The sequence below is a fragment of the Microbacterium pollutisoli genome (genome assembly GCF_053586795.1).
Genome location: NZ_JBNYWT010000002.1, coordinates 290,364 through 314,254, shown reverse-complemented (window position 1 = coordinate 314,254; position 23,891 = coordinate 290,364). Strand labels below are relative to the sequence as shown.

Sequence of the window (23,891 nt, the reverse complement as noted above, 5' to 3'; positions counted from 1 at the left end):
CCCGCGAGCCGTCCAGCTCTGTACGAGACGCCCACCTGTGGACCGTACGAACCTGGGCGGCTCGTACGAAGGTAGGCGGCTCGGCGAAGCGGGCCGGGCTCAGCCCTCGATGCGGTCCACGAGCTCGAGCCCGCGCTGGGCCCACTCGATCTCGACGCGGGCGCGTGCGGCGAGCCCCTCGTAGGTGAACCGCTTGTAGGCGATCGTGCGCTCGTGCTCGGCGGGCGGCGTCACCGAGAGGCGGCGGGACAGCATCGCGCTGCTCATCTGGTCGATGGCGTCGAGCTGCCCCTGGAACTGCGCGAGCTCGTCCTCCCACACGGCGATGTGCCGCTGCAGGAAGTCACGTGCGGCTTCGGGTGTCGTGGTCTCCAGATAGGCGGCGCGCAGATGGGCGGGATCCCGCACGCGCTGATAGTCCAGCGGCGAGGCCATCCATTCCTCGAACGCCGCGTTGCCGGCCGGGGTCACGTGGTACACGCGCCGGGTGCCGCGCTCGCCGCGAGCCTGCTCCTCACCCTCGATGAGCCCGAGCGACGCCATCTTGCGCAGCTCCGGGTAGATCTGCGAGTCCGGAGCGTGCCAGACGTGCCCGACCGACTGGGCGAACTGCTTCTGCAGGTCGTACCCCGACAGGGGGCCGACACGCAGGATCGCCAGCAGCGCGTAGCGCAGACTCATGGGGGGCTCCTTCCGCCAGACGAGCGTAGCGAGTTCGAGGGGCCCGGGCTGACCCGGACCCCTCGACGCGGCGAAGGATCAGTCCTTCTTGTAGCCGGTCCGCCAGCCGCCGTGGTAGGTCTGGCGGGCCACCGTCGAGTACGGGACCGGCGAGACCACGACGCGGACCTCGGTCTGCTCGTGCGGCTCGACCGACGCCTTCGAGGTGCCGCCGTCCGGCTCACCCCAGACGACCTTCAGCTCGGTGCCCTCCGGCACGTCAGGGTCGACCGTGGCCAGCGACAGGCCGCGGCGCTCGTTCGCGCTGTACCCGGTGAACATCGAGAAGCCCACGACGTTGCCGTCGGCATCCACGACCGAGTCGTAGTTCGCGGAGCCGTAGTTGGCCAGCGGCAGGTCGAAGAACTTGTAGTTCGGGCCGTCCACGTTCAGCGGCGAGGAGAGCACCTTGCCGAGGTCTTCGGCATCCCACGCGAGGGTGACCTTCTTGCGCTGCGTGGCCGGGTCGATCTTCTCGAGCGCGTCGCGACCGATGAAGTCGTGGTCGAACTTGATGAAGTTGCCGTAGCCGAGCTCCCACGGGGTGAGGTAGTAGTCCTCGATGTTGTCCGAGACGAACGAGCCGGCCAGCGTGCCGGTGGCCTCGTAGCTGTCCACGCCGAGCCACTCGCGGTAGCCGCGCTCGGCCTCACCGCTGTAGATGGCCGGCAGCGGCGAGGGGATCCACCCCGACTCGAGCGTGTTCGACGGGTAGGCGCGCGAGCCGACGGGCACGAGACCGAACTCGGCCCCCGCCTCGACGATCGCGTCGCGGATCTCGTCGTGGTCGGCGTACGGTCCCCAGATCTCCAGTCCCGGGGCTCCGGCCATGCCGTGGCGCAGAGTGCGGACGTCCTTGCCGGCGATCTTCATGGTCGCCATGTTGAAGAACCCGATCTTCTCGAGCGGCCCGCCGTTGAGCTTCTCGATGACGTCCCACGCCCGCGGCCCCTGGATCTGGAAGCGGTAGTACTGGCGTGAGACGGCGTGGCCGTACGGACGCGAGGGGGAACGGCGGTCGACGGAGATGTCGAGGTTCGCATAGCCGCCGGTCTCGGCGTGGTACAGCAGCCAGTTGGATGCCGGGGCACGGCCGACGTACACGTACTCGTCCTCACCCTGGCGGAACAGGATGCCGTCGCCGATGACGTGCCCGGCCGCCGTGGTCGGCACGTACTGCTTGGCCTTGTCGACGGGGAAGTTGGCGACCGAGTTGATGGCGGTGTCGCTGATCAGCTTGATGGCGTCCGAGCCGTTCAGAAACACGTTGTCCATGTGGTGCGACTGGTCGTAGAGCACGGCCGTGTCGCGCCAGGCCTTCTGCTCCTTGATCCAGTTCTGGAAGTCGGCGGGCACGACCGGGTAGATGTACGAGCCGATCTGCGAATTGCGGAGCATCTCGACCGGGTTGGTCTGGTCGAGCAGCTGCTGCAGGTTGTCAGCCATGGGTGGAACCTCTCTGTTCGTTGTGGTGGTTTCAGCTGAAGACGATGGTGTGGTTGCCGTGCCGGATGACACGGTCTTCGGCGTGCCATTGCACGGCCCGCGACAGCACGGCGCGTTCGACGTAGGCGCCGCGGGCCTGCAGGTCGGCCGCGGTCATGGAGTGGTCGACGCGGGCGACGTCCTGCTCGATGATCGGGCCCTCGTCGAGGTCCTTGGTCACGTAGTGGCTCGTCGCGCCGATGAGCTTCACCCCGCGCTCGCGCGCCTTGCGGTACGGCGCGGCGCCGATGAAGGCGGGGAGGAAGGAGTGGTGGATGTTGATGACGGGCACGCCCACGGCATCCAGGAAGTCCTCGCTGATGATCTGCATGTAGCGGGCCAGCACCAGGAAATCGACGTTGCCCTTCACCAGCTCGAGGATCTTCGCCTCGGCTTCCGACTTGTCCGGGCCCTGCGAGTGCACGTGGAAGAACGGGATGCCGAAGGAGCGCACGTCCTCCGCGGTGTTGGTGTGGTTGGAGATCACCATCGGGATCGACACGTTGAGTTCGCCGCGGCGGTGCCGCCACAGCAGCTCGAGTAGACAGTGGTCGCTGGTGGATGCCAGGATGGCCATCCGCTTGGGCACCGACTGATCGGTGAGCTGCCACGTCATGCCGTAGGGCGTGAGCGTCTTGTCGAGGTCGGCCTCGATCTCGGGCAGCGCCGCGGTGAGCCCCGTGCGGTGGAAGACCACGCGCTGGAAGAACGCGCCGCCCTCGGGGTTGTCGGAGTACTGGTCGAGCGTGACGATGTTGCCCTTGTTGCGGGTCACCAGGCCCGTGACCGCGGCGACGAGACCGGCCTGGTCGGGGCCGTGGACGATGAGGCATGCATGGTCGCGCAGCGCTTCGGTGTGCACCGTCACCGCCTCGCCCCTCACGAATTCGCGGCGACGTAGTCGCGCGCCCACTCGGAGGTGGCCAGCAGGCCGCCGAACGTGTAGAAGTGCAGGCTCACCTCGCCCGATGAGGGCTCTTGCGCCAGCAGCTGCGCCAGGTCGCCCACGAAGCGGTCGGGGCCGGCGGTGCCCATGAGGTTGGTCAGGCTGAAGCCGTACTTCTTCACAATCATCGCGTTGGCGCCCACGCCGAACCGGCGGGCGAAGTTGATGAGGCGCTTGATGCCGGCCGGACCGGGCGTGCCGATGCGGATCGGGGTGTGGATGCCGCGGTCGCGCACGGCGGTGATCCAGGCGAGCACCGGGTCGGTGTCGAAGGCGAACTGGGTGAGGATGACGGCATCCAGGCCCTGCTCGGCCAGTGCGGCGGACTTGTCCTCGAGGTGGCGCCAGAGCACGTCGTCGGCGATGTCGGGGTGGCCCTCGGGGTAACCGGCGATCGACACCTCCTTCACGCCGTACTGCTGCAGGATGCCGGAACGGATCACGCTCAGCGAGTCGGGGTAGGGCCCTTCGGGCTCGGCCGGGTCGCCGCCGACGGCGAACACGTGCTCGGTCGCGCCGACCGCCTGCAGGGCGGCGAGGAACTCCTCGAGCTGCGTCTGCGACCCGAGGCGCCGGGCGGAGATGTGCGGCACCGGCGTGAAGCCGAGATCCTTGACGGCCTTGGCCGCCGCCACCCGCATCTCGAGGTCCTCGTTGCCGAGGAAGGTGACATTGATCTTCGTGCCGGCCGGGATGACCGGTGCGGCCTCTTCGAGCCCCGGCACATCCTTGCCGGTCATCTCGAGAGAGAAGCCGTCGACGAGGCGGAGAGCGGCCGCCCGATCGGGGGCGGGGGAGATGGATGCCACAGCGAGTCCCTTCCGGAGCGCTTCGTCGCGCCCTCCCTCATCACGTTACCTATGGAGATAGGTAATCGCAAGAGGGAAATTCTTCCCGGCCCCCCGAGCGCACCATCCCCGCGAGGGAACAACGGACGGACGAGGGTGCGGGTGATACCCGTTCTCTCGGCGTCCCATTGTTCTCTCGCCGATCGGCGGATGCCGGGGGCGCGGGCCCGCGCGGCGGCGCGGGTCAGCGCGGGAGCGGCGAGTAGAAGACCAGGCCGTTGCCCTGGCTGTCGTACGCGACGGCGCGGCGTTCGTGCGCGTCGTTGTAGGGGCCGCGCGCCAGTCCGCCGCCGTTGTCGTCGACGGCCTGGACCGCGGCATCCACATCGTCGGTCTTGATGCCCACCACGACCTGGCCCGGGATCGGGTGGTCGATCGCGGTGGCCAGGGCGATGGTCACCGTGCCGCCGTCGAGCGCGGCGAAGTGGTTGCCGTCGCGGAACTTCAGCGGGAAGCCGAGGGTCTCGGTGTAGAACCGGATCGACTCGTCGAGGTCTTCGGTCGACAGCACGATCATCTTCACTTGGTGGCTGGTCATCAGCGTCTCCTCACGCAGCGGGTGCGCACGGCGAGCCCGCGCATCCCGGCGGATGCGCGGCGGTGCGCTCGCTGATCACGGTAGTGCGCAGACGGTCCCGGCGTCCGGCGACAAGACCGGGTCAAAGGCCGCGACCTGGTCAGGGTGTGCGCTCGCGCGCCGCGGCGAACAGGGCCGCGCCGATGCCGATCGCGGCGAACGCTGTCATCACGACGGTCGCGGGCACCGCGGTGGCCGTTCCCGCCAGGCCGCCGAGCGGTGACGCGCCCGCGCCGAAGACGAACTGCGCGAAGCCCAGCAGGGCCGATCCCGCGCCCGCCGTCCCGGCGGCGTGGCCGACCGCGAGGGCCGACGCGCTCGACATCACCGCCCCGCAGCCGGCCGCGAACAGGCAGGCCAGCAGCAGATACGACCACAGGACGAGGACATCCGACAGTGCCAGCACCGCGAGGGCTGCCGCCGCGGACACCACGAGCAGCTGCGCGCTGCGCAGCGTGGGCGGTGCTCCCCACCGCGCCGCGATGCGACCGTTGAGCCAAGCGCCGGTCATCACCGCCACCGACGTCGCCGAGAAGGTCAGGCCGTAGGTGAGGGCGGTGTGGCCCAGCGCATCCTGCACGATGAACGACGACGAACTGATGTAGGTCATCAGGGCGGCGTACCCCGCACCGTACGCGAGCACGTACCCCAGGTACACGGGGCGGCGCAGCAGCCGACCGATGTTGCCGGAGAGCGCCGCCAGGGTGAAGGGATGCCGCTGCTCGCGCGGCAGGCTCTCCGGGACGGCGAGGATCGCGACCGCCAGCATCGCCGCGCCGATCACCGCCAGTCCGCCCAACGTCGCCCGCCAACCGCCCCATTGGGCCAACAGCGCACCCAGGGGGCTGGCCACCGCCGGTCCCAGGGCGATCATCACGAACAGGGTGCTGAAGGCACGGACCGCGCGCTCATGCGACACGAGGTCGGCGATGACGGCCCGGGACAGCACCGCGCCGGCCGCCCCGGCGAAGCCCTGCACCGCCCGGATGGCGATGAGCGCCGACAGCGTCGGGCTGAAGGCGGCCCCCAGCGCGCACGCCGAGAACAGGGCGAGCGCGGCGATCAGCGTGCGGCGTCGCCCCAGCGCGTCGGAGATCGACCCGATGATCAGCTGCCCGAACGCCGAGCCGATGAGGAACGCGGTGAGCGTCAGCTGCACCGCCGAGGCCGCCGCCCCCAGGTCGTCGGCCATCGACGGGAAGGCCGGCAGGTACATGTCGGTCGACAGTGACGCCGTCATCGACACGAACCCGAGCGCGTAGATCCGGCCGCCGCCCAGCGGGTCGCGGCGGCCGGACGCGGCGGCGTCGGTCACGAGGCGGTCACGGCGTCGGGCCGGAACCCTTTCTTCGCGAGCTGGATCTGCTCGTACACGTGGTGGCGCAGCTCGGTGAACCGCGGCAGCGACCGCGTCTCGAGCTGGTCCCGCTCGGCCGGCAGATCGATCTCGAGGTCCTCCTGCACCACCGTCGGCGAGCTCGACAGGATGATGACCCGCTCGCCGAGGTACACCGACTCGTCGATGTCGTGGGTGACGAACAGCACCGACAGGCCCAGCGACTTGCGCACGCTGCGCACCAGGTCCTCGAGGTCGGCGCGGGTCTGCGCGTCGACGGCCGCGAACGGCTCGTCCATCAGCAGCACCTCGGGCTGGTAGGCGATGGCGCGGGCGATCGCCACCCGCTGCTGCATGCCGCCCGACAGCTGCCAGGGGTACGACTGCGGCACGTGGTCCAGGCCCACGTTGACGAGCGCCTCTTCGACGAGCTCCTTGCGGCGGGCCTTCGGCACGCCCGCGTTGCGCAGCGGCAGCTCCACGTTGTCGGCCACACGCAGCCACGGGAACAGCGACCGGCCGTACTCCTGGAAGACGACGGCCATCTTCTTCGGCGGCCCCGTCACGGGCTTGCCGTCGAGCACGACCTCGCCGCTGGTGGGTTCGAGCAGCCCCGCGATGCACTTGAGCAGGGTGGTCTTGCCCGACCCGGACGGACCGACCAGGCACGTGAGCTCGTTCTTGCCGAGGTCGAAGGTCAGGTCGCGGACGGCTTCGATGTCGCCGCCGTCGGTGTGGTAGATCTTCTGCAGCCCGCGCACCGACAGCAGCGTGTCCTCGGCGGCGAGGGTGCGGCCGCGGCCGACGAGCGGCGGGGTGTTCTCAAGAGGCATTCTCGATGTCCTTCAGTCCGTAGTACCAGCGGAGGATGCGGCGCTCGACGTACTTGAACAGCACCGAGACGGCGATGCCGATCAGTCCCAGCATCAGGATCCCCGACCACATCTCGGGGATCGCGAAGCGCCGCTGGAATTGGATGATCGAGAAGCCCAGCCCCGAGGAGGAGAAGAACATCTCGCTGATCACCATGAGGATGATGCCGATGGGCAGCGCCTGGCGCACCCCGGCGAGGATCTGCGGGGCCGCCGACGGCAGCACCTGGTAGCGCACCCGGGAGAACCCGTGGATGCCGTAGGACCGGCTCGTCTCGGTCTGCACCGAGTCGGTGGCGCGCACGCCTTCGATCGTGTTCAGCAGCACCGGCCAGATCGCGCCGGCGGCGATGACGACGATCTTCATCGTGTCGTCGACGCCGATCAGGAGTCCGAAGATCGGGATGAGCACCGGCGGCGGGATCGCGCGGAAGAACTCGAAGATCGGCTCGGTGAAGGCACGCAGGTCGCGGTTCAGGCCGATCAGCAGGCCCAGCACGGCGCCGAGGACGATGGCGACCCCGGTGCCGACGGCGAACCGGCCGAGCGAGGGCAGCACATCGCTGAAGAAGCGCTCGCCGACCCAGGTCTCGAAGAACTCGGCGACCAGTTCCGCGGGCTTGGGCACGAAGATGCTCGTCGCATTCAGGCTCAGCAGCCACCAGAGGGCGATGAGGATGATCGGGAGCCCGACCGCGTAGGCCGCGGCGATGAGGAACTTCTTCATACGACCGCCTCCCCGCGCACCGACTGGTGCCAGCTCAGCAGCCGGCGCTCCAGCAGTCGCACGCCCACGTTGATGACCAGGCCCAGCAGGCCGGTGGCCAGGACCAGGGCGTACGTCGACTCGTACAGTCCGACGTTGCGCGACAGGGCGATCTGGTTGCCGAGCCCCGGCGTGCCGATGACCAGCTCTGCGGTCACCGCCAGTATCAGCGCGACGGCCGCCGCCAGGCGCAGCCCCGTGAGCAGGTACGGCAGCATCGTGGGGAACACGACGTCGCGCACGCGCTGCCACCAGGTGAAGCCGAAGCTGCGGGCGGTGTTCATGGCGACAGTGTCGACGTCGGCGACGCCGTAGAGCACCTGGATGAAGATCTGCCAGAACGCGCCGTAGGTGATGATCAGCAGGCTCTGCTGCAGCGGGACGGCGAACAGCAGCACCGCCAGCGGGATGAGACCGACCGAGGGGATCGGCCGCAGGAACTCGACGGTCGTGCGCGTCGCCTTCTGCAGGAACGACGACAGCCCGATGAGCACTCCCAGCGGCAGCGCCAGTACGAGCGCCAGTCCGATGCCGAGCGCCCAGCTGGTGACGGTCTGTCCGACCGCCTCCCAGAAGCCGGTGAGCGTCGCATTCTGCGCGAGGGTGACCAGAACGGTGGATGCCGGGGGCAGATAGGTCGGGTCGACCAGCCCGGTGCGGGAGGCGATCTCCCAGACACCGAGGAACGTGAGCACCCCCGCCGCACCTAGCAGCATCCGTCGTGGCCGGAACCGGCGGCGCCGGCGCCGGGCGTTCGCGACGGCGACCGTGCGCGTGATCGTGTCGGTCATGAGCCCCCCTCCTGTCCGGTGACCGCCTCGAGCGTCGTGAACCGCGCCCGCAGGTCGGCCTTGCGCACCTTGCCGCTGGCGGTGCGGGGCAGACCGGACACGAACGCGACGGCGCGGGGCACCTTGTACTTGGCGACCCGTCCGTTCAGGTGGGCCAGCACGGCGTCGGCGGCGATCTCGCGGCGGGCGACGGCCACGGCGACGGGCACCTCGCCCCACCGCTGGTCCGGCACGCCGATGACGGCCACCGCTTCGATCTCGGGCAGCTCCATCATGAGCTGCTCGATCTCGGCGGGATAGATGTTCTCCCCGCCGGAGATGATCATGTCCTTGAGGCGGTCGCTCACGATGAGATACCCCTCCTCGTCGAGGTGTCCGATGTCGCCGGACCGGAACCACTCGCCGTCGTAGGCCTCACGGGTGGCATCCGGTCGGTTCCAGTATTGCCGCATCACGTTCGGGCCGCTGATCTCGATCTCACCGGTCTGCCCGGCCGGCAGCGGCTGCAGGTCGGGGCCGACGATGCGCACGTCGGTGAAGAAGTGCGCCAGGCCCGACGAGCCGACGTGCGCGCGCGCCTTGCGGTAGGGCAGCGAGGTCGCACCGGGGGAGGTCTCGGTCATGCCGTAGCCGGAGGAGAAGCTCAATCCCCGCGCTTCGTAGGCCTCGATGACCCGCAGCGGCACGCTCGACCCGCCGCAGGTGAGTTTGCGCACCGACGACAGGTCGGTGCTCTCCCATGCCGGGTGCTCGGCGAGCATCTGGAAGGTGGTGGGCACACCCGACAGGCTGGTGACCCCGTGAGTCTGGATCGCCTCGAGCACGGCCCCTGGATCGAACTTGTCGTGCAGCACGATCGTGCCGCCCTTCAGCAGCGTGGGCAGGGCGCCCATGCTCAGCGACGCGACGTGGAACATCGGCGCGATCAGCAGCGACACGTCGTCGCTGGTGACGTCGTAGTCGACCAGTGCGTTGATCGAGTTCCAGGTCAGGTTGCCGTGGGTGAGCACCGCGCCCTTCGGGCGACCGGTCGTGCCGGAGGTGTACAGGATCATGGCCGGGTCGTCGAAGGTCACCGGCGCGACGCGCAGATCGGTGGATGCCGCGGCCAGCGCCTCGTCGAAGGACTCGACGGCGGGCGGCTCGGCCGGACCGTCCACCACGAGGCGTCCGGTGATCGCGCTCGACCACGCGGCCGCGCGGGCCAGTTCGCGCAGCGACTGGTGGGTGATGAGGAAGCGCGCCCCGGAGTCCTCGATCATGTACTCGAGCTCGCGGGGAGCGAGCCGGGTGTTCAAGGGCACGAAGATCGCGCCGATCGCGCCGCACGCGAAGAAGGTGGTGAGGAAGTCGGGGTGGTTGTTGCCGAGGTAGACGACGCGGTCGCCGGCGACCACGCCACGGTCGGCGAGGACGTTCGTCAGGCGGGCGATGCGGTCGGCCAGCTCTTCGTAGCGCAGGGTCCGCTCGGCGGAGATGATCGCGGTGTCGCCGTGCGATTTCACGCGGCGTCGTTCTATCCAGGTCCCCAGGCCTTGGTTTTCCATTCGGTGTGCCTCGTTGCTGTAGCGGGATTGCAGGACAGGGGCGGGTGCCGCCGGGCGGCGCCCGCCCCCGTCCGAGCGGATTACGGGATGATCACCGTGTCGAGGTCGGGCTCACTGTCCATGAAGTCGTACTTCAGGGCGAGGTCGCTCAGGTCGATCAGCACCTGCGGGTCGAGGTCGGCCGACAGGCGCTCCAGGCGCAGGTCGAGGGCGGCGGCCTCGGGGAGTGGGGTGAGCTCGGCGATCGCGGCGGCCAGGCCTTCGCGGTCGTCGTTGGCGGCATCGAGGGTCTCGCCCAGGGCGGCACGCCACTTCTCGAGGGTGTCCGCGTCTTCGGCGACAGCGCCCGAGGTGAACGTGACCATCGTGGGCAGGCCCGGGATGGTGTTCTGGTTCGGGTAGCCGAGCACCGAGTACTTCTCCGGGTCGGCGATGGCTGCTGACATGAACGGCTCGGGGATCCACACGGCGTCGACGTTGTTGCTGTCCAGCTGCGCGAGCGCGTCGGCGAAGCCGATCTCGATGAAGTTCACCGCGTCGGGGTCGCCGCCGTCCTTGGCGACGGACTCCTTGATGGTGAGGTCGCCCTGCGTGTTGACGGCGTTGACCGACACGCGCTTGCCCTCGAGGTCGGCCCAGCTGTCGATGCCGTCACCGGCGCGGGTGACGACGGCGTTGATGTCGTCGCCCTCGGCGAGCGAGAACGAGTAGCCGGTCGCGACGCGGACGTCGACGCCCTGGCTGGAGGCGACCAGCACCGAGAGCGGGTTGCCGACGCCGAAGTCGAGCTGACCGGTCGAGACGGCCGGCAGCATGGCGGCACCGCCTTCCTGGATGACCACCTCGACATCGAGGCCGTGCTTCTCGAAGATGCCCTCGTTGATGCCGTAGGTCACCGCCGCGGACGGCGCGATGGCCAGCAGGCCGACGTTGATCGAGGTGAGCTCGTCGGTCGTGCCGGGGTCGGTGTCGCCGGTGGGGTCCGGGTCGCCGCTGGGCGAGCCGGATGTGCACGCCGAGAGCAGGAGGACTCCGGCGGTGGCCAGGGCCGCCAGACCGGTGAAGCGGGTACGTCGTGACATTTCAGTGACTCCTTTGTAACTGCGGGTGGTTGCTGTGCGATGTTCAGTTGTGGGGCGCCTGGGTTCCGGCTCAGGCGTAGAAGCGATACAGGCCTCGGGCGACGACGGCGGGCTTGGTGCCGCCGTCGATCTCGATGGTCTGGTCGACGGTGAACTGGTAGCCGCCGGGCACCTCGGTCACCTCGGTGATGACGGCCCCGCCACGCACGCGGTCGCCGACCTTGACCGGCGACACGAAGCGGACCTTGTCGAGCCCGTAGTTGACCTTGGTGGTCACGCCCTCGAGGTCGAACAGCTCCGACCAGAACTTGACCGTCAGCGACAGCGACAGGAATCCGTGGGCGATCGGGCCGCCGAACGGACCGTCCTTGGCGCGCTCGGGGTCGACGTGGATCCACTGGTGGTCGTCGGTGGCGTCGGCGAACAGGTTCACGCGGTCCTGCGTCACCTCGGTCCAGTCGCTGAACCCGAGGTCGGTGCCGGCGAGGGTGGCGGCGTCGGCGTAGGCGGCGGTGGTGGGCATGTGGGGCCTTTCGTGTCAGACGAATGCGGCCACGCCGGTCAGGGCGCGTCCGACGATGAGGGAGTTGATCTCGTGGGTGCCTTCGTAGGAGTAGACGGCTTCGGCGTCGGCGAAGAACCGTGCGACGTCATGCTCGAGGAGGATGCCGTTGCCACCGAGCACCTCGCGGCCCAGCGCCACGGTCTCGCGGGCCAGGCGCGCGGTGGTCATCTTCGCCAGTGCGGAGTTCGTGTCGCTGTAGTCCCCGGCATCCTGTCGCTGCGACAGCTGCACCGCCATGCCCAGCGCCGCGACGGCGTTGCCGAGCATGCGGGCCAGCTTCTCCTGCACGAGCTGGAAGCCCCCGACAGGGCGCCCGAACTGCTCGCGCGTGCGGACGTACCGCACGGCGGCCTCGAGGGCGCCGGCCTGCAGGCCGGCCGCGATCCACGCGACATCCGAGCGCATCGTGCGCAGGATCCGCGACACGTCCCGCCACGAGTCCACGTTCTGCAGACGCCGGGCCTCGGGCACGCGGACATCCTCGAGCGTGATGACGGCGTTCTGCATGGGGCGCAGCGACACCTTGCCGGTGATGGTCTCCAGGTGGATGCCGACGGCGACGCGGTCGACGAGGAAGAGCTTGATCTCGCCGTCGGCGGTGTCGCGGGCGAAGACGGCGAGCACGTCGGCGGTGTCGGCGCCGCCGATCCAGCGTTTGCGGCCCGACAGCACCCAGTCGTCCCCGTCGCGGCGGGCGGTCGTGGCCAGGCCGCCCGCGATGTCGGAGCCGTGGTCGGGCTCGGTGAGGGCGAACACCCCGGTCAGCGCGAACGTGCGCACGAGCGGGTCGAGTTCGGCGACCTGCGCTGCGGACCCGCCCAGCCGCACCGCGGCGCGGAACAGGCCGGACTGTGCGTTGTAGAGCGTCGCGACCGACACGTCGGCGCGGGCGAGCACATAGTTGCGGAACCCGCTGAACATGGACGAGTCGGCCTCTTCGGCGGTCATGCCCTCGGGCGCCATGAGATCCAGCGGCACGAGGGCTTCGAGCACGGCGCCGGGCATGGTCGCCGTCTCCCACGCGTCGCGCATCAGTGGCGTGATCTCGCGTTCGAGGGTGGCGGCGAGGCCGGCCAGCACACGGCGCGCACCGTCGCTGAGGTGGGTCTGCGCGTACCCGTACGGGTCGAGGCCGATCGCGTCGTCGCGGGCGAGGGTCATCACGTGCCTCCGAGGCGGAGGAGCCGGGCGGCGTTGTCCTTGAGGATGCCGGGGAGGATTTCCGGCTTGAACAGTTCGGCCGCCGCCGCGTCGCGCTGCCAGCGGTCGGGTGTGAGCAGCGGGAAGTCCGAGCCGAACAGCACGCGGCCCTTGAGGTAGGAGTTGGCGGCGCGCACCAGCGACTCCGGGAAGTATTTCGGGCTCCAGCCCGACAGGTCGATCCAGGTGTTGTGCTTGTGTGTCGCGACCGACAGGGCTTCGTCCTGCCACGGCACGGACGGGTGGGCCATGATGATCTGCAGGTCGGGGAAGTCGGCGGCGACCCTGTCCAGCAGCATGGGGTTCGACAGCGCCAGACGGAAGCCCCGCCCGCCAGGCATGCCGGCGCCGATCCCGGTCTGTCCGGTGTGGAACAGGGCGGTCACCCCGGCATCCTGCAGCGCGGCGTACAGCCCGTAGTGCTGCTCGTCGCTCGGGTCGAAGCCCTGCACGGTGGGGTGGAACTTGAACCCCCGCACGCCGTGGTCCTCGATGAGGCGCCGGGCGCGGTCGACGGCGTCGGTGCGGCGCGGGTCGACCGAGCCGAACGGGATCAGCACGTCGTTGTTGCGGGCCGCGCCCTCGGCGATCTCCTCGTTCGACAGCGGCGGGTGGTCCAGTTGCGTCTGCGCGTCGACCGTGAACACGACGGCGGCCATCTTCCGCTCGCGGTAGTACGCGGCGACGCTGTCGAGGTCGGGCCGGGGGCCCTCCGCCGAGAAGTACTTCGACGCGGCCTCGGACAGATCCGCCGGCAGCGACGAGCGGCCGTGCGCGTCGACCTCGATGTGCACGTGCACGTCGATCGCGGTGAGGGCGTCGAGGTCGATCGCGGGTTCGTAGCGGGTCATGGCTTCGGGTGCTCGGGTCTCCGGTCGGGGTGGGCGGTGGTCAGCGCTGGAGGTCTTCGGGCAGCGGCGGGAACGACTCGCCGACCGACTGGAGGTGGCCGCCGATGACGTCGGCGCCGCGCTCGATCAGCGCGTCGTAGGTCCAGCCGCCCTCGCGGTACTCGGTCGTGGCGGCCTCCGGGTGCGACCACACCTGCAGGCGGTCGCCGCCGATGCCGATGGCCTGACCGGTGATGCCGGCCGCCTCGTCGGACGCGAGGTAGGCGATGAGTCCGGCGACATCGGCCGCGGTGCCGAAGCCCAGGTCGTGGCGGAAGAACGCGGGCATGGCCTCGCCCTTCGCGTCGGCCTCGACGGCGGCGGCGAAGAAGGGCACGGTCGCCGTCATCGCGGTGGCGGCCACGGGGATGACGGCGTTGGCGGTGATACCGGCCTTCTTCAGCTCGAGCGCCCACGTGCGGACCATGCCGACGATGCCGGCCTTGGCGGCGGCGTAGTTGGTCTGGCCGAAGTTGCCGCGCTGGCCGGTCGGCGAGCCGATCGTGATGATGCGGCCGGCGATCTGGTTCTCGCGCATGTAGGTGGCGGCCGCGCGGACGGTGGTGAACGTGCCGCGCAGGTGCACGCCGATCACGGTGTCGAAGTCGTCGTCGCTCATCTTCCACAGCACCGTGTCGCGCAGCACGCCGGCATTGGTGACGAGGATGTCGAGCCGACCGAACGTGTCGACGGCGGTCTGGACGAGCGTGTCGGCGGTCTCGGTCGGGCCGACCGGGGCCACGACGGCGACCGCGCGCCCGCCGGCGTCGGTGATGGATGCCACGGCGGCGGCCGCAGTGGCCTCGTCGACGTCGTTGACCACGACCGCCGCGCCCTGGCGGGCGAGCTCCTGGGCGTAGGCGAGACCGAGTCCGCGGCCCGATCCGGTGACGATGGCGACTTTGCCGTCAAGGCTCATGGGGTGCTCCTTCACACGTGATGCCCTCATTGAAGTGGACATAGTTGAAATTGTCAATGGTTTCTGAGTTCAATGAACTGCTCTAGGATGAGTGCCATGTCGAAGACGACGCGAAGGCGTGCGCCGGTGCTTCCGGCGTCGGCGGACGACCGCCTCTGGCAGTCCTCCGTCGGCGGGGGCCTGAGCTTCGTGCTCGCGCGGGCCAACGCGCTGTCGCTGGCCGGCGTGCATGCGGCCCTGGCCGAGCATGGGCTGCGGGTGCGGCAGTACTCCGTGCTGGCGATCGCGGCCGGGGGCCTGCGCCCGTCGCAGCGCGAGCTGTCGGACTTCCTGCGGCTGGACCCCAGTCAGATCGTCGCCGTCGTCGACCACCTCGAATCGCGCGACCTCGTGCGCCGCGAGCCCGACCCCACCGATCGCCGGGCCAAGGTCGTGGTGGCCACCGAGGCCGGCAAGGCGCTGTTCCGCCGCGCGCGGGCGGCGGCCGATCAGGCCGACGCGGAGTTCCTCGCCCGGCTCGACGCCACCGAGGTCGCGGCCCTGGCCCCTGCCCTGCGCAAACTCGCCTGGGCCCCCGCCGTCGACTGACCCGCGGCATCCACCTTCGGCGAGCCGCCCACTTCTGTGCGAGCCCTTCCGCGAGACGCCCACTTCTGTGCGAACCGCCTACCTGTGGACGGTACACACATGGGCGGCTCGCACGCGGGTACGCGGCTCGGGAAACGGGGGCGCCGCGGCGCGGAAGCGCAGCGCGCGCGGGGGTCAGCGGCGCTCGAGCACGAAGCGCGGGCGTCCGGCGAAGAAGCCGGTGACGGTGAGCAGCACCAGTACGACCAGCAGCAGCGACAGCGACGCGGTCCAGCCACCGGTGAGCGAGTGCAGGGAACCGAAGGCGATGGGTCCGAGCGCGGCGATCAGATAGCCCACCGACTGCGACATGCCCGACAGGGCGCTGGACGCGTCGTGGTCGCGGGCGCGCTGCGCCATCAGGGTCAGTGACATGCCGAGGGTGGACCCCGACGACAGGCCGAGCAGCACGGTCCAGAGCGTGATCGGCGCAGGAGCGACCATGAGCCCGATCGTCCCGGCGATCGCCAGGGCCGGGATGAGCGCGGGGATATAGCGCTCGACGCGGCCGCGCAGCAGGAACGGCAGCGTCGTGGCCCCCGCCAGCGACATGAGCTGGTAGACCATGACGTCGATCCCGGCGACGACCTCGGAGCGTCCGGTCGACATCGAGATCGCCGCGAGCCACGTCACGAGCATGTAGAACATCGCCGACTGGAAGCCCATGTAGGCCGCGACCAGCCACGCCACCGGGTCTGTCCAGATGCCGGTGCGACCGCGGTGCGTCGACGAACGGACGTGCACATGGCGTGGGCCGCGGTGGGTCAGCCACCACGCCAGGATCGCGAGAGGCAGCAGGGCGGCGCCGGTGGCCAGCAGCGCCACCCGCCAGCCGGCCGGGTCGCCGCCCACGTCGAGGTGCGAGATCGGCACGACGACGCCCGACGAGATCGCGCCGAAGCCGCCGAGCAGGGCCGTGTACATCGCGGTGACCAGTGCCACCCGGCCGGGGAACTCGCGCTTGACCACGGCGGGCATGAGCACGTTGATGACCGCGATCCCGAGGCCGATGACGGCTGTCCCGAGCCACAGCCAGACCACCTGGCCGAGGCCGTCGCCCACGCCGGGCAGCGACCGGACGACTGTGCCCGCGAGCAGGACGAGGAGCGAGCCCAGCAGCACGCGCGGTTGCCCGAACCGCCGGCTCAGCGTGTGCGCGAGGGGTGAGAACAGCGCCCACGCCACCAGCGGCACGGCCGCGAGCACGCCCAGCGCGTCGATCGACATCCCTGTGTCCGCGCCGATCTGGTCCAGCAGCGGCCCGAGCCCGGTGATGGCCGGCCGCATGTTCGCCGCGACCAGGCACACCGCGACCACCAGCATCGCAACCGCGGCGCCGCGCGCCGGCGGCGGGGGCGTCGTCCGCGACGGTGAGGCCATGAGTACGGACGATATCCCAGCCGCGCACAAAGCCCCGCATCGCCGCGGGGCCGCTCACCGGATGTGTGCCTCGGAACTCACATGGTCTGCGAGAGGGATGCCGGGGGCCCGCGGCGATGCTGAGCGTCCAACCCTCCGGGTGTGTGCCTCGGAACTCACATGGACTGCGAGGGGGATGCCGGCCCCGCGGCGATGCTGAGCGTCCACTCCCCCCGGGCGTGTGACCCGGAACTCACACAGCCTGCGACGGGATGCCGGCCCGCCGCGGATCAGCGCCGTCAGGCGAGGCCCTCCAGCGGCCACCCGGTGTACGCCTCCGCGAGGTAGCGGCGGCCGGCCTCCGACTCCACGACCGAGCGCAGCTCGCCGAGCTGGCGCAGCCGGTCGAAGTCCGACGCGTCGGGCGCGACGTGCAGCATGTTCGTCATCCACCACGAGAAGTGCTGCGCCTTCCAGATGCGGTGCGACGCCGTCTCGGGGAATGCCTCGATCAGCCGCGCGTCGCCGTCGAGCAGCAGCGCCCGCAGCGCCCGTTCCAGCACGACGACGTCGGCGACCGCCAGGTTCATGCCCTTCGCGCCGGTCGGCGGCACCGTGTGGGCGGCGTCGCCGATGAGCGCGGTTCGGCCGTGCAGCAGCTCGTGCGCCACGAAGCTCCGGAAGCGCAGCACGTCGCGCTGGAAGATCGGGCCCTCCTTGAGCGTCGTCCCCGGTACCCGTGACTGCAGCTCCTGCCAGAGCTGTTCTTCGCTGAGCGCGTTCGGATCGGCATCCGGGTCGCACTGGAAGTACATCCGCTGCACGGTCTGGCTGCGCTGGCTGATGAGCGCGAAGCCGTTCGGCGAGTTGCTGTAGATCAGTTCGTCGGCACTCGGCGGCGCCTCGGTGAGGATCCCGAACCAGGCGAACGGGTATTCGCGGAAGTAGCCGCCGGTCTGCGACCCGGTCACCGCCTCGCGCACGACGCTGCGCGACCCGTCGGCGCCGACGACGAACTCCGCCTCGATCACGATCTGCTCGCCGTCGGGTCCGGTCGCGACGACACGGGGGAGATCGGATGCCGGATCCTCGACCCGCACGGCCGTGACGCCGAATCGCAGGTCCTGGCCCTTGTCGAGCCGCACGGCGATGAGGTCCTTCAGCACCTCGTGCTGCGGGTAGAGCCAGACGCCGCGGCCGACGAGGTCGGCGAAGTCGATGCGACGGCCCGCGCCGGCGAACCGCAACTCGATGCCGTCATGGCGCTGGCCGACCGTGCGCACACGCGAGGACGCCCCGGACTGGTCGAGGATCTCGACGGTGCCCTGCTCGAGGATGCCGGCGCGGATCGTCGTCTCGATCTGTTCGCGGGTGCGCCGGTCGATGATGACCGAGTCGATGCCGGCGATGCCCAGCAGATGCGCCAGCAGCAGGCCGGCCGGGCCGGCGCCGACGATCGCGACACGGGTGCGGGTGGTGGTCATGACGTCTCCTTCGACGGGAAGTCTCGTGCGCCCCAGTGTCCCGCGCGATCGACGACCGAGGCGCCGATTCCTGTTCAATGGGAACGAACCGGATACCGGAGGCCCCGACAGTGTCCCGAGCGTCAGCGGCGCGCGGTGCGCAGCGCGGCCTCGACGCCGACCACGGCCTCCCGCAGCGCCGCGATCGCCGCGGTCGGATCCGCGTCCCGCGGCAGCACGACCGACAGCGCCGCCACCACCTCACCGGCGTCGCGCACCGGCACGGCCACGCCCGTCGACACGGTCTCGATCGACCCCGGGGCGACGGCGATGCCGCTGCGCCGGATGTCGGTGAGCACGCGACGGAGCCGGCCGGCATCCGTCACCGTCTCGGGGGAGACCGCACGCAGCGGCCCGGTCAGGATCCGCTCGCGGAGCGCTGCCGAGGCGAAGGCGAGCAGCACAAGCCCCGAAGACGACGCGTGCAGGGGCAGCCGTCCGGCGATGCGGGTGATGTTGGCGCCCGCCTCAGGGTGCGACAGCCGCTCGAGGAACAGAGCCTCATCCTGCTCGAGCACCGCGAGCTGGGTGTGCTCGCGCACGGCGGCCTGCACCTGCTCCATGAACGGCAGGGCAGCCTGCCGCAGCCGCAGCGCCGTCGAGCCGCGCAGGGCCAGCTCCCACAGACGCATCCCCAGATGCACCCGACGGTCCTCGTCGCGTTCGAGCAGCCCGGCGGCGACCAATTCGTCGACGATGCGGTGCGCCGTCGACGACGGCAGTCCGGCGTGCCGTCCGATCTCGGAAGCGGTCTGCATCGTCCGGTCGGCGGTGAACGTCTCGAGCACCCGCACGATGCGGTCGGTCATCGAGTCGCCGGAGGGCGAGTTGGCCATGCGCCCACTGTCTCATGGGCCGCGGCCGGTAACCTCACAGGCAGGAGGGATGATGGCCGACGGTGAGGGTGTGCTCGAACGCGTGCTGCGCGTGCTGGGCTGTTTCTCCGAAGACGAACCGGCGGTCACCGCCGCCGCTCTCGCCCACCGCACGGGCCTGGCCTCGTCGACGCTGCACCGGCTGCTGGCGACCCTCGTCGCCGAAGGACTGCTCACGCGCGGCCCCGGACACACCTATGCGGTCGGCTCGCGGCTGTGGGAGCTCGGGGAGCTGTCCCCCCTGTCGCTGCGACTGCGCGAGACCGCACTGCCGCACATGGTGCGCCTGTACGAAGCCACCGGCGAGAACGTCCACCTCGCCGTGCTCGACGGTCCCACCCCCGAGACCTCCAGCGCCCTGTTCGTGGGGCGCCTCACCGGTCGGCAGTCCATTCCGACCCTCAGCCGCGTGGGCGGGCGCAACCCCCTGCATGTCACGGGCGTCGGCAAGGCGCTGCTGGCCGAGCGCGACGAGGACTGGCTCTCCCGGTACTTCCGCGCGCCGCTCGAGCGCGAGACCGTGCATTCGATCACCTCCGAGACCCGCCTGCGCGCCGAACTGGTCCGCGCCCGCACACTCGGCTACGCGACCACGCGCGAGGAGATGACCCTGGGTAACGTGTCCGTGGCCGCGGCGGTGGGCCGCGTCGACGGGCTGCCGCCGGCGGCCATCGGCCTGGTCGTCCACCTCGAACGCGCCGACGAGCGGCGCCTGGCCCCGTTGGTCGTGCAGGCCGCCAAGGAACTGCACCACGAGCTGCGAAGCACCTGAGCGGCCGCGCCCACCGGCATCCATTCTCACTGAATGAGAATCAGACATGCGGGTCGCCGCGCCGGGTGCGAACCTGGACGCGACCCGTCTGTCCGGGTGTCGAAGGAGACCTCATGACCCAGCCTGAACAAGGTTCGGAAGCGTTCTCGTCGTCGGTGATCATCGACCAGACACAGACCGTGGCCGCACCCGAGACCCTCCTCGCGTCGGCCGACATGCCGCCGCAGTCGCAGATCACGCAGGAGATCATCGATCTGCACGCCGAGGCCAACGCCCGTGAAGAGGCGGGGGAGTCGGTGCCCTCGACGCTGTACGACTTCCCGCCGTATCGCTCCAGCATCCTGCGCCACCCGACGAAGAACCCGCGCCTGGTCGACCCCGAGTCGATCGAGCTGTGGTCGCCGGCATACGGCCAGCGCGATGTGGCCGCGATCGAGGCAGACCTCACCTTGCAGCACAGCGGCGAGCCGCAGGGCGAACGCATCACCGTCGAGGGCCGGCTGCTCGACTCATGGGGCCGCCCGCTGCGCAACCAGCTCGTGGAGATCTGGCAGGCCAACGCCGCCGGCCGGTACATCCACCAGCGCGACCAGCACCCCGCGCCGCTGGACCCGAACTTCACCGGCGCCGGCCGCATCGTCACCAACGACAACGGCGAGTACAAGTTCACGACCATCAAGCCCGGCCCCTACCCGTGGAAGAACCACATCAACGCGTGGCGGCCCGCGCACATCCACTTCTCGCTGTTCGGCACCGGGTTCACCCAGCGCATCGTCACCCAGATGTACTTCCCGGGCGACCCCCTGTTCGCCCTCGACCCCATCTACAACACCATCCGGCGCCAGCGCGACCGGGACGCCCTGATCGCGACCTACGACCACGACCTGACGGTGCCCGAGTTCTCGATGGGCTACCGCTGGGACATCGTCGTCGACGGCCCCGATGCCACCTGGTTCGAGCCCGAGGGAGAGCACTGATGGCTGCCCAGCCCCCCGCCGCATGGGGTCCCAAGACCCACGCCCCGACCGCCGGTCAGACCGTCGGCCCGTTTTTCGCGTTCGGCACCGAGTTCGACCGCATGAACGAGATCGCCTTCCCGCACAGCCCCGGCGCCATCGTCGTCGGCGGCACCGTGTACGACGGGGCCGGCAACCCGATCCCCGACTCGATCATCGAGATCTGGGGCGCCGACACCGACGGCACGATCTCCCGTGCGCGGGGCTCGCTCAAGCGCGACGGCCACACCTTCACCGGGTTCGGCCGCACTTTCACGACCGACGAGGGTCACTACGAGTTCTGGACCCGCAACCCCGGTGCCGAGCCCGGCAAGGCGCCGTTCTTCGCCGCGATCGTGTATGCCCGGGGCCTGCCGAACAAGCTGCACACGCGCATCTACCTGCCCGAGAACGAGGAGCTCCTGGCGGCCGACCCGCTGCTTTCCTCGCTCGATGCGGACGAGCGCGCTACGCTCATCGCGACGCGCACCCCCGAGGGGTACCTGCAGCACGACTTCCACCTGCAGGGCGAGAAGGAGACCGTCTTCCTTGCATTCTGAGGCACGTGGTGGCAGCTCGATCGATGTCGGGCTGCTCTCACCCGTGACCGTCGGGCGCGACGCGGTCGTGTCGGATGCCGCCGTGCGCGACGCCCTCGTGGCCGCCGAGGTGGCGCTGGCCCGCGCGGGTGCACGGGTGGGGATGGTGCCGGATGCCGCGGCCGAGGCCATCGCGGCCGTCGCCGACCCTGCCGCGATCGACCTCGACGCGCTCGCGGCCGCCGCGGTCGCCGGCGGCAACCCGGTGATCCCGCTGGTGAAGCTGCTGAAGGCGCAGGTGCCTGACCCGGCCCGTGCGTGGGTGCACCGGGGCGCGACGAGTCAGGACATCCTCGACACCGCGCTCATGCTCGTCGCGCGCCGCGCCGCCGTCGAGGTGCTGGCTTCGCTCGCGGCCGTCGACGTCACCCTGACGGCCTTCGCGGCCGCGCACCGGGACGAGGTGGCCGCTGCGCGCACCCTGACCCAGCACGCTGTGCCCACCACGACCGGCCTGCGCGCCGCGACCTGGCTGCGCGGGGTGCGCCGGGCGGCCGACCGCCTCGCCGACGCGCGCGACCAGCTGCCCGCACAGCTGGGCGGAGCCGCCGGTACCCTCGCCTCGTTCACCGAGCTGGGCGGGGTCGAGGCCGCGGCCGCACTGCCGGCGGCCTTCGCCGAGGAGCTGGGCCTGGCGGCGCCGGAGTCGCCGTGGCACACCACCCGGTGGCCGGTCACCGAGCTGGGCGATGCGCTCGTGCAGGCCGTCGACGCCCTCGGTGTCATCGCCGCCGATGTCGCGACCGGCAGTCGCACCGAGATCGGCGAACTCGCCGAAGGCACCGGCGGCGGCTCGTCGGCGATGCCGCAGAAGCAGAACCCGGCGGCATCCGTGCTGATCCGCTCGGCCGCGCTGCGGGCACCGCACCTGGGGGCGACACTGCACTCGGCCTCCGCCCTCGCCGTCGACGAACGGCCCGACGGCGCCTGGCATGCCGAATGGCCCGCGCTGCGCGAGCTGCTACGCCTCGCTCTCGGCGCCTCCGCGCACGCGGCCACGCTGGTGGCCGGGCTCCGGGTCGACAGCGGCGCCGTCGCCCGCACCCTCGCCGTCACCGGGGGGCTCCTTGTCGCCGAACGGCTCTCGATCGTGCTCGGCCCCGTGCTCGGCTCCGACCGTGTGTCGGCCCTGGTGGCCGAGGCCGCCGCCGGCGGCGATCTCGCCGCCGCGCTGACCAGTGACCCCGACGTCGCCGCCTTCGCGCGCGGGCGCGACCTCGACCCCGCGGCGTTCGTCACCGACCTGCTCGACCCCGCCCGCTACACCGGCCTGGCCGGCCGGCTCGTCGACGACGCCGTCGGCTCCGGGGCGACCGGTGACGGCGCGGGCGGATCCGACCTCGCCGACCTCGTCCGCGCGGCGGGCTCCTCGCCCGCAGACGCTTCACCCCCGGACCCCGACCCGAAGGAGACCGCGTGACCATCCCCGCCATCTCGCTCGCCGAGCCCGTCGGCCCCGACGGCGCCCCGCTGCTGGTCCTCGGCCCGTCGCTGGGCACGTCCACGCTGCTGTGGTCGACGACCATCCCGGCCCTCGCCGAGCGGTACCGCGTCATCGCGTGGGATCTGCCCGGCCATGGTGCCGCGCCCGCCGCGACCGCGGGCTTCACCGTGGGGGAGCTCGCCGACGCCGTGGCATCCGCCGTCGACGCGCCGTTCCTTTACGCCGGCGTCTCGCTCGGCGGCAGCGTCGGACTCGAGCTGCTGGTGCGCCACCCGGACCGGGTGCGCGCCGCCGCGATCGTGTGCTCAGGCGCTGCGATCGGCGAACCCGAGGCCTGGCACGAGCGCGCGGCACAGGTGCGCGCGCAGAGCACGTCGACACTCATCGCCGGCTCGGCGCAGCGGTGGTTCGCTCCGGGCTCGATCGAGAAGAACCCGGACATCACCGGACGCCTCCTGCACGTGCTGCAGGACACCGACGACGAGTCGTACGCCCTGTGCTGCGAGGCGCTCGCGACGTTCGACGTGCGCGACCGGCTCGGTGAGATCGCCGTGCCGGTGCTGGCGGTGTGGGGTGCCCACGACGGCGTGACCCCGGAGACGTCGGCGGTCGAGATCGCCGAAGGCGTCCAGCACGGCCGCGCCGTCGGCATCCCTAACGCGTCGCATCTGGCGCCGGCCGATGACCCGGTCGCGACCGCCGCCGCCCTGCGCGACTTCTTCGACCCGGTCGTGGGAGGTGCCGCGTGACCCGTCCGGCGGGCGAGGGCGTGAGCGATCAGGAGCGCTACGACCAGGGGATGACGGTGCGTCGTGAGGTGCTGTCCGACGCGCACGTCGACCGGTCGATCGCGAACACGACCGAGCTGACCGCCGACTTCCAGGACTTCATCACCCGGGTGGCGTGGGGCGACGTGTGGTCACGGCCGGGGCTCGACCGCCGGTCGCGGTCGGTCGCGGTGCTGTCGTCGCTGATCGCGCTCGGCCACCATGAGGAGCTGGCGATGCACCTGCGCGCCGCCCGCCGCAACGGCCTGACGCTCGACGAGATCAAGGAAGTCATCCTGCAGTCCGCGATCTACGCGGGTGTGCCCGCCGCCAACACAGCCTTCCGCATCGCCGCCGAGGTCTTCGCCGCCGACCAGTAGCCCGCG

The 23,891-nt window shown here is 70.7% G+C and carries 25 protein-coding genes; 7 read left to right on the top strand and 18 right to left on the bottom strand.

All coding sequences use genetic code 11. The features are described 5' to 3' along the window. Window positions 1–99: 99 nt before the first annotated feature. From ACQ143_RS06320 to ACQ143_RS06250, 15 genes are all read right to left on the bottom strand, one after another. Window positions 100–681 carry a PadR family transcriptional regulator gene (locus tag ACQ143_RS06320; protein WP_449569855.1) on the bottom strand — a complete coding sequence of 194 codons (582 nt, stop codon included), beginning with the start codon at window positions 679–681 and terminating at the stop codon, window positions 100–102. Between the two features lie 78 nt (window positions 682–759). Continuing rightward, a complete protein-coding gene (gene ligM / locus ACQ143_RS06315; protein ID WP_449569854.1) occupies window positions 760–2,166 on the bottom strand; it encodes a vanillate/3-O-methylgallate O-demethylase in 1,407 nt (468 codons plus the stop codon). Between the two features lie 31 nt (window positions 2,167–2,197). After that, entirely contained in the window at window positions 2,198–3,073 is an 876-nt protein-coding gene (gene purU, locus ACQ143_RS06310) for a formyltetrahydrofolate deformylase (RefSeq protein ID WP_449569853.1), read from the bottom strand. A gap of 11 nt (window positions 3,074–3,084) precedes the next feature. Continuing rightward, window positions 3,085–3,891, bottom strand: a complete 807-nt coding sequence (locus tag ACQ143_RS06305) for a methylenetetrahydrofolate reductase (RefSeq protein WP_449570140.1) — start codon at window positions 3,889–3,891, stop codon at window positions 3,085–3,087. 292 nt (window positions 3,892–4,183) lie between these two features. Beyond that, on the bottom strand, window positions 4,184–4,537 hold the full coding sequence (locus ACQ143_RS06300; RefSeq protein WP_447946160.1) for a VOC family protein: 354 nt from the start codon (window positions 4,535–4,537) through the stop codon (window positions 4,184–4,186). A 139-nt stretch (window positions 4,538–4,676) separates the two neighbouring features. After that, the gene (locus ACQ143_RS06295) at window positions 4,677–5,891 is read right to left on the bottom strand and encodes a multidrug effflux MFS transporter (protein WP_449569852.1); all 1,215 of its coding nucleotides are present in this window, start codon (window positions 5,889–5,891) and stop codon (window positions 4,677–4,679) included. Then, window positions 5,888–6,745, bottom strand: a complete 858-nt coding sequence (locus tag ACQ143_RS06290) for an ABC transporter ATP-binding protein (protein ID WP_447946158.1) — start codon at window positions 6,743–6,745, stop codon at window positions 5,888–5,890. The genes ACQ143_RS06295 and ACQ143_RS06290 overlap by 4 nt, the downstream gene beginning before the upstream one ends. Further along, window positions 6,735–7,511: an ABC transporter permease gene (locus ACQ143_RS06285; RefSeq protein WP_447946157.1), complete on the bottom strand. Its 777-nt coding sequence runs from the start codon at window positions 7,509–7,511 to the stop codon at window positions 6,735–6,737. Before ACQ143_RS06285 ends, ACQ143_RS06290 begins: the two co-directional genes overlap by 11 nt. Continuing rightward, the gene (locus ACQ143_RS06280; RefSeq protein ID WP_449569851.1) at window positions 7,508–8,341 is read right to left on the bottom strand and encodes an ABC transporter permease; all 834 of its coding nucleotides are present in this window, start codon (window positions 8,339–8,341) and stop codon (window positions 7,508–7,510) included. Before ACQ143_RS06280 ends, ACQ143_RS06285 begins: the two co-directional genes overlap by 4 nt. Beyond that, window positions 8,338–9,846, bottom strand: a complete 1,509-nt coding sequence (gene menE, locus ACQ143_RS06275) for an o-succinylbenzoate--CoA ligase (RefSeq protein ID WP_449569850.1) — start codon at window positions 9,844–9,846, stop codon at window positions 8,338–8,340. Before menE ends, ACQ143_RS06280 begins: the two co-directional genes overlap by 4 nt. Window positions 9,847–9,968: 122 nt before the next feature. After that, a complete protein-coding gene (locus ACQ143_RS06270) occupies window positions 9,969–10,970 on the bottom strand; it encodes an ABC transporter substrate-binding protein (protein ID WP_449569849.1) in 1,002 nt (333 codons plus the stop codon). 70 nt (window positions 10,971–11,040) lie between these two features. Continuing rightward, window positions 11,041–11,493, bottom strand: coding sequence for a MaoC family dehydratase (locus ACQ143_RS06265; protein ID WP_449569848.1), 453 nt, complete (start codon window positions 11,491–11,493; stop codon window positions 11,041–11,043). A 15-nt stretch (window positions 11,494–11,508) separates the two neighbouring features. Further along, window positions 11,509–12,696: an acyl-CoA dehydrogenase family protein gene (locus ACQ143_RS06260; protein ID WP_449569847.1), complete on the bottom strand. Its 1,188-nt coding sequence runs from the start codon at window positions 12,694–12,696 to the stop codon at window positions 11,509–11,511. Next, window positions 12,696–13,586: an amidohydrolase family protein gene (locus ACQ143_RS06255; protein ID WP_449569846.1), complete on the bottom strand. Its 891-nt coding sequence runs from the start codon at window positions 13,584–13,586 to the stop codon at window positions 12,696–12,698. Before ACQ143_RS06255 ends, ACQ143_RS06260 begins: the two co-directional genes overlap by 1 nt. Window positions 13,587–13,626: 40 nt before the next feature. Continuing rightward, a complete protein-coding gene (locus ACQ143_RS06250; protein WP_449569845.1) occupies window positions 13,627–14,544 on the bottom strand; it encodes an SDR family oxidoreductase in 918 nt (305 codons plus the stop codon). Between the two features lie 96 nt (window positions 14,545–14,640). Between ACQ143_RS06250 and ACQ143_RS06245 the strand changes: the two genes are divergently transcribed. Further along, a complete protein-coding gene (locus ACQ143_RS06245; protein ID WP_449569844.1) occupies window positions 14,641–15,132 on the top strand; it encodes a MarR family winged helix-turn-helix transcriptional regulator in 492 nt (163 codons plus the stop codon). A 174-nt stretch (window positions 15,133–15,306) separates the two neighbouring features. Here the strand turns inward: ACQ143_RS06245 and ACQ143_RS06240 are convergent, their stop codons facing one another. From ACQ143_RS06240 to ACQ143_RS06230, 3 genes are all read right to left on the bottom strand, one after another. Then, entirely contained in the window at window positions 15,307–16,551 is a 1,245-nt protein-coding gene (locus tag ACQ143_RS06240; RefSeq protein WP_449569843.1) for an MFS transporter, read from the bottom strand. Between the two features lie 278 nt (window positions 16,552–16,829). Beyond that, complete coding sequence (locus ACQ143_RS06235; protein WP_449569842.1) at window positions 16,830–18,014, bottom strand: 4-hydroxybenzoate 3-monooxygenase; 1,185 nt, start codon at window positions 18,012–18,014, stop codon at window positions 16,830–16,832. A gap of 122 nt (window positions 18,015–18,136) precedes the next feature. Next, the gene (locus tag ACQ143_RS06230; RefSeq protein WP_449569841.1) at window positions 18,137–18,889 is read right to left on the bottom strand and encodes an IclR family transcriptional regulator; all 753 of its coding nucleotides are present in this window, start codon (window positions 18,887–18,889) and stop codon (window positions 18,137–18,139) included. A gap of 52 nt (window positions 18,890–18,941) precedes the next feature. On the opposite strand from ACQ143_RS06230, the gene ACQ143_RS06225 reads away from it, so the two are divergent. From ACQ143_RS06225 to pcaC, 6 genes are all read left to right on the top strand, one after another. Continuing rightward, the gene (locus ACQ143_RS06225) at window positions 18,942–19,700 is read left to right on the top strand and encodes an IclR family transcriptional regulator (RefSeq protein ID WP_449569840.1); all 759 of its coding nucleotides are present in this window, start codon (window positions 18,942–18,944) and stop codon (window positions 19,698–19,700) included. 113 nt (window positions 19,701–19,813) lie between these two features. Next, the gene (pcaH, locus tag ACQ143_RS06220; protein WP_447946144.1) at window positions 19,814–20,677 is read left to right on the top strand and encodes a protocatechuate 3,4-dioxygenase subunit beta; all 864 of its coding nucleotides are present in this window, start codon (window positions 19,814–19,816) and stop codon (window positions 20,675–20,677) included. Beyond that, a complete protein-coding gene (gene pcaG, locus ACQ143_RS06215; protein WP_449569839.1) occupies window positions 20,677–21,255 on the top strand; it encodes a protocatechuate 3,4-dioxygenase subunit alpha in 579 nt (192 codons plus the stop codon). Before pcaH ends, pcaG begins: the two co-directional genes overlap by 1 nt. Continuing rightward, window positions 21,245–22,714: a lyase family protein gene (locus tag ACQ143_RS06210; protein WP_449569838.1), complete on the top strand. Its 1,470-nt coding sequence runs from the start codon at window positions 21,245–21,247 to the stop codon at window positions 22,712–22,714. The genes pcaG and ACQ143_RS06210 overlap by 11 nt, the downstream gene beginning before the upstream one ends. Beyond that, entirely contained in the window at window positions 22,711–23,487 is a 777-nt protein-coding gene (locus ACQ143_RS06205) for an alpha/beta fold hydrolase (protein ID WP_449569837.1), read from the top strand. Before ACQ143_RS06210 ends, ACQ143_RS06205 begins: the two co-directional genes overlap by 4 nt. After that, entirely contained in the window at window positions 23,484–23,885 is a 402-nt protein-coding gene (gene pcaC, locus ACQ143_RS06200; RefSeq protein WP_449569836.1) for a 4-carboxymuconolactone decarboxylase, read from the top strand. The genes ACQ143_RS06205 and pcaC overlap by 4 nt, the downstream gene beginning before the upstream one ends. The last annotated feature ends 6 nt before the right edge of the window (window positions 23,886–23,891 follow it).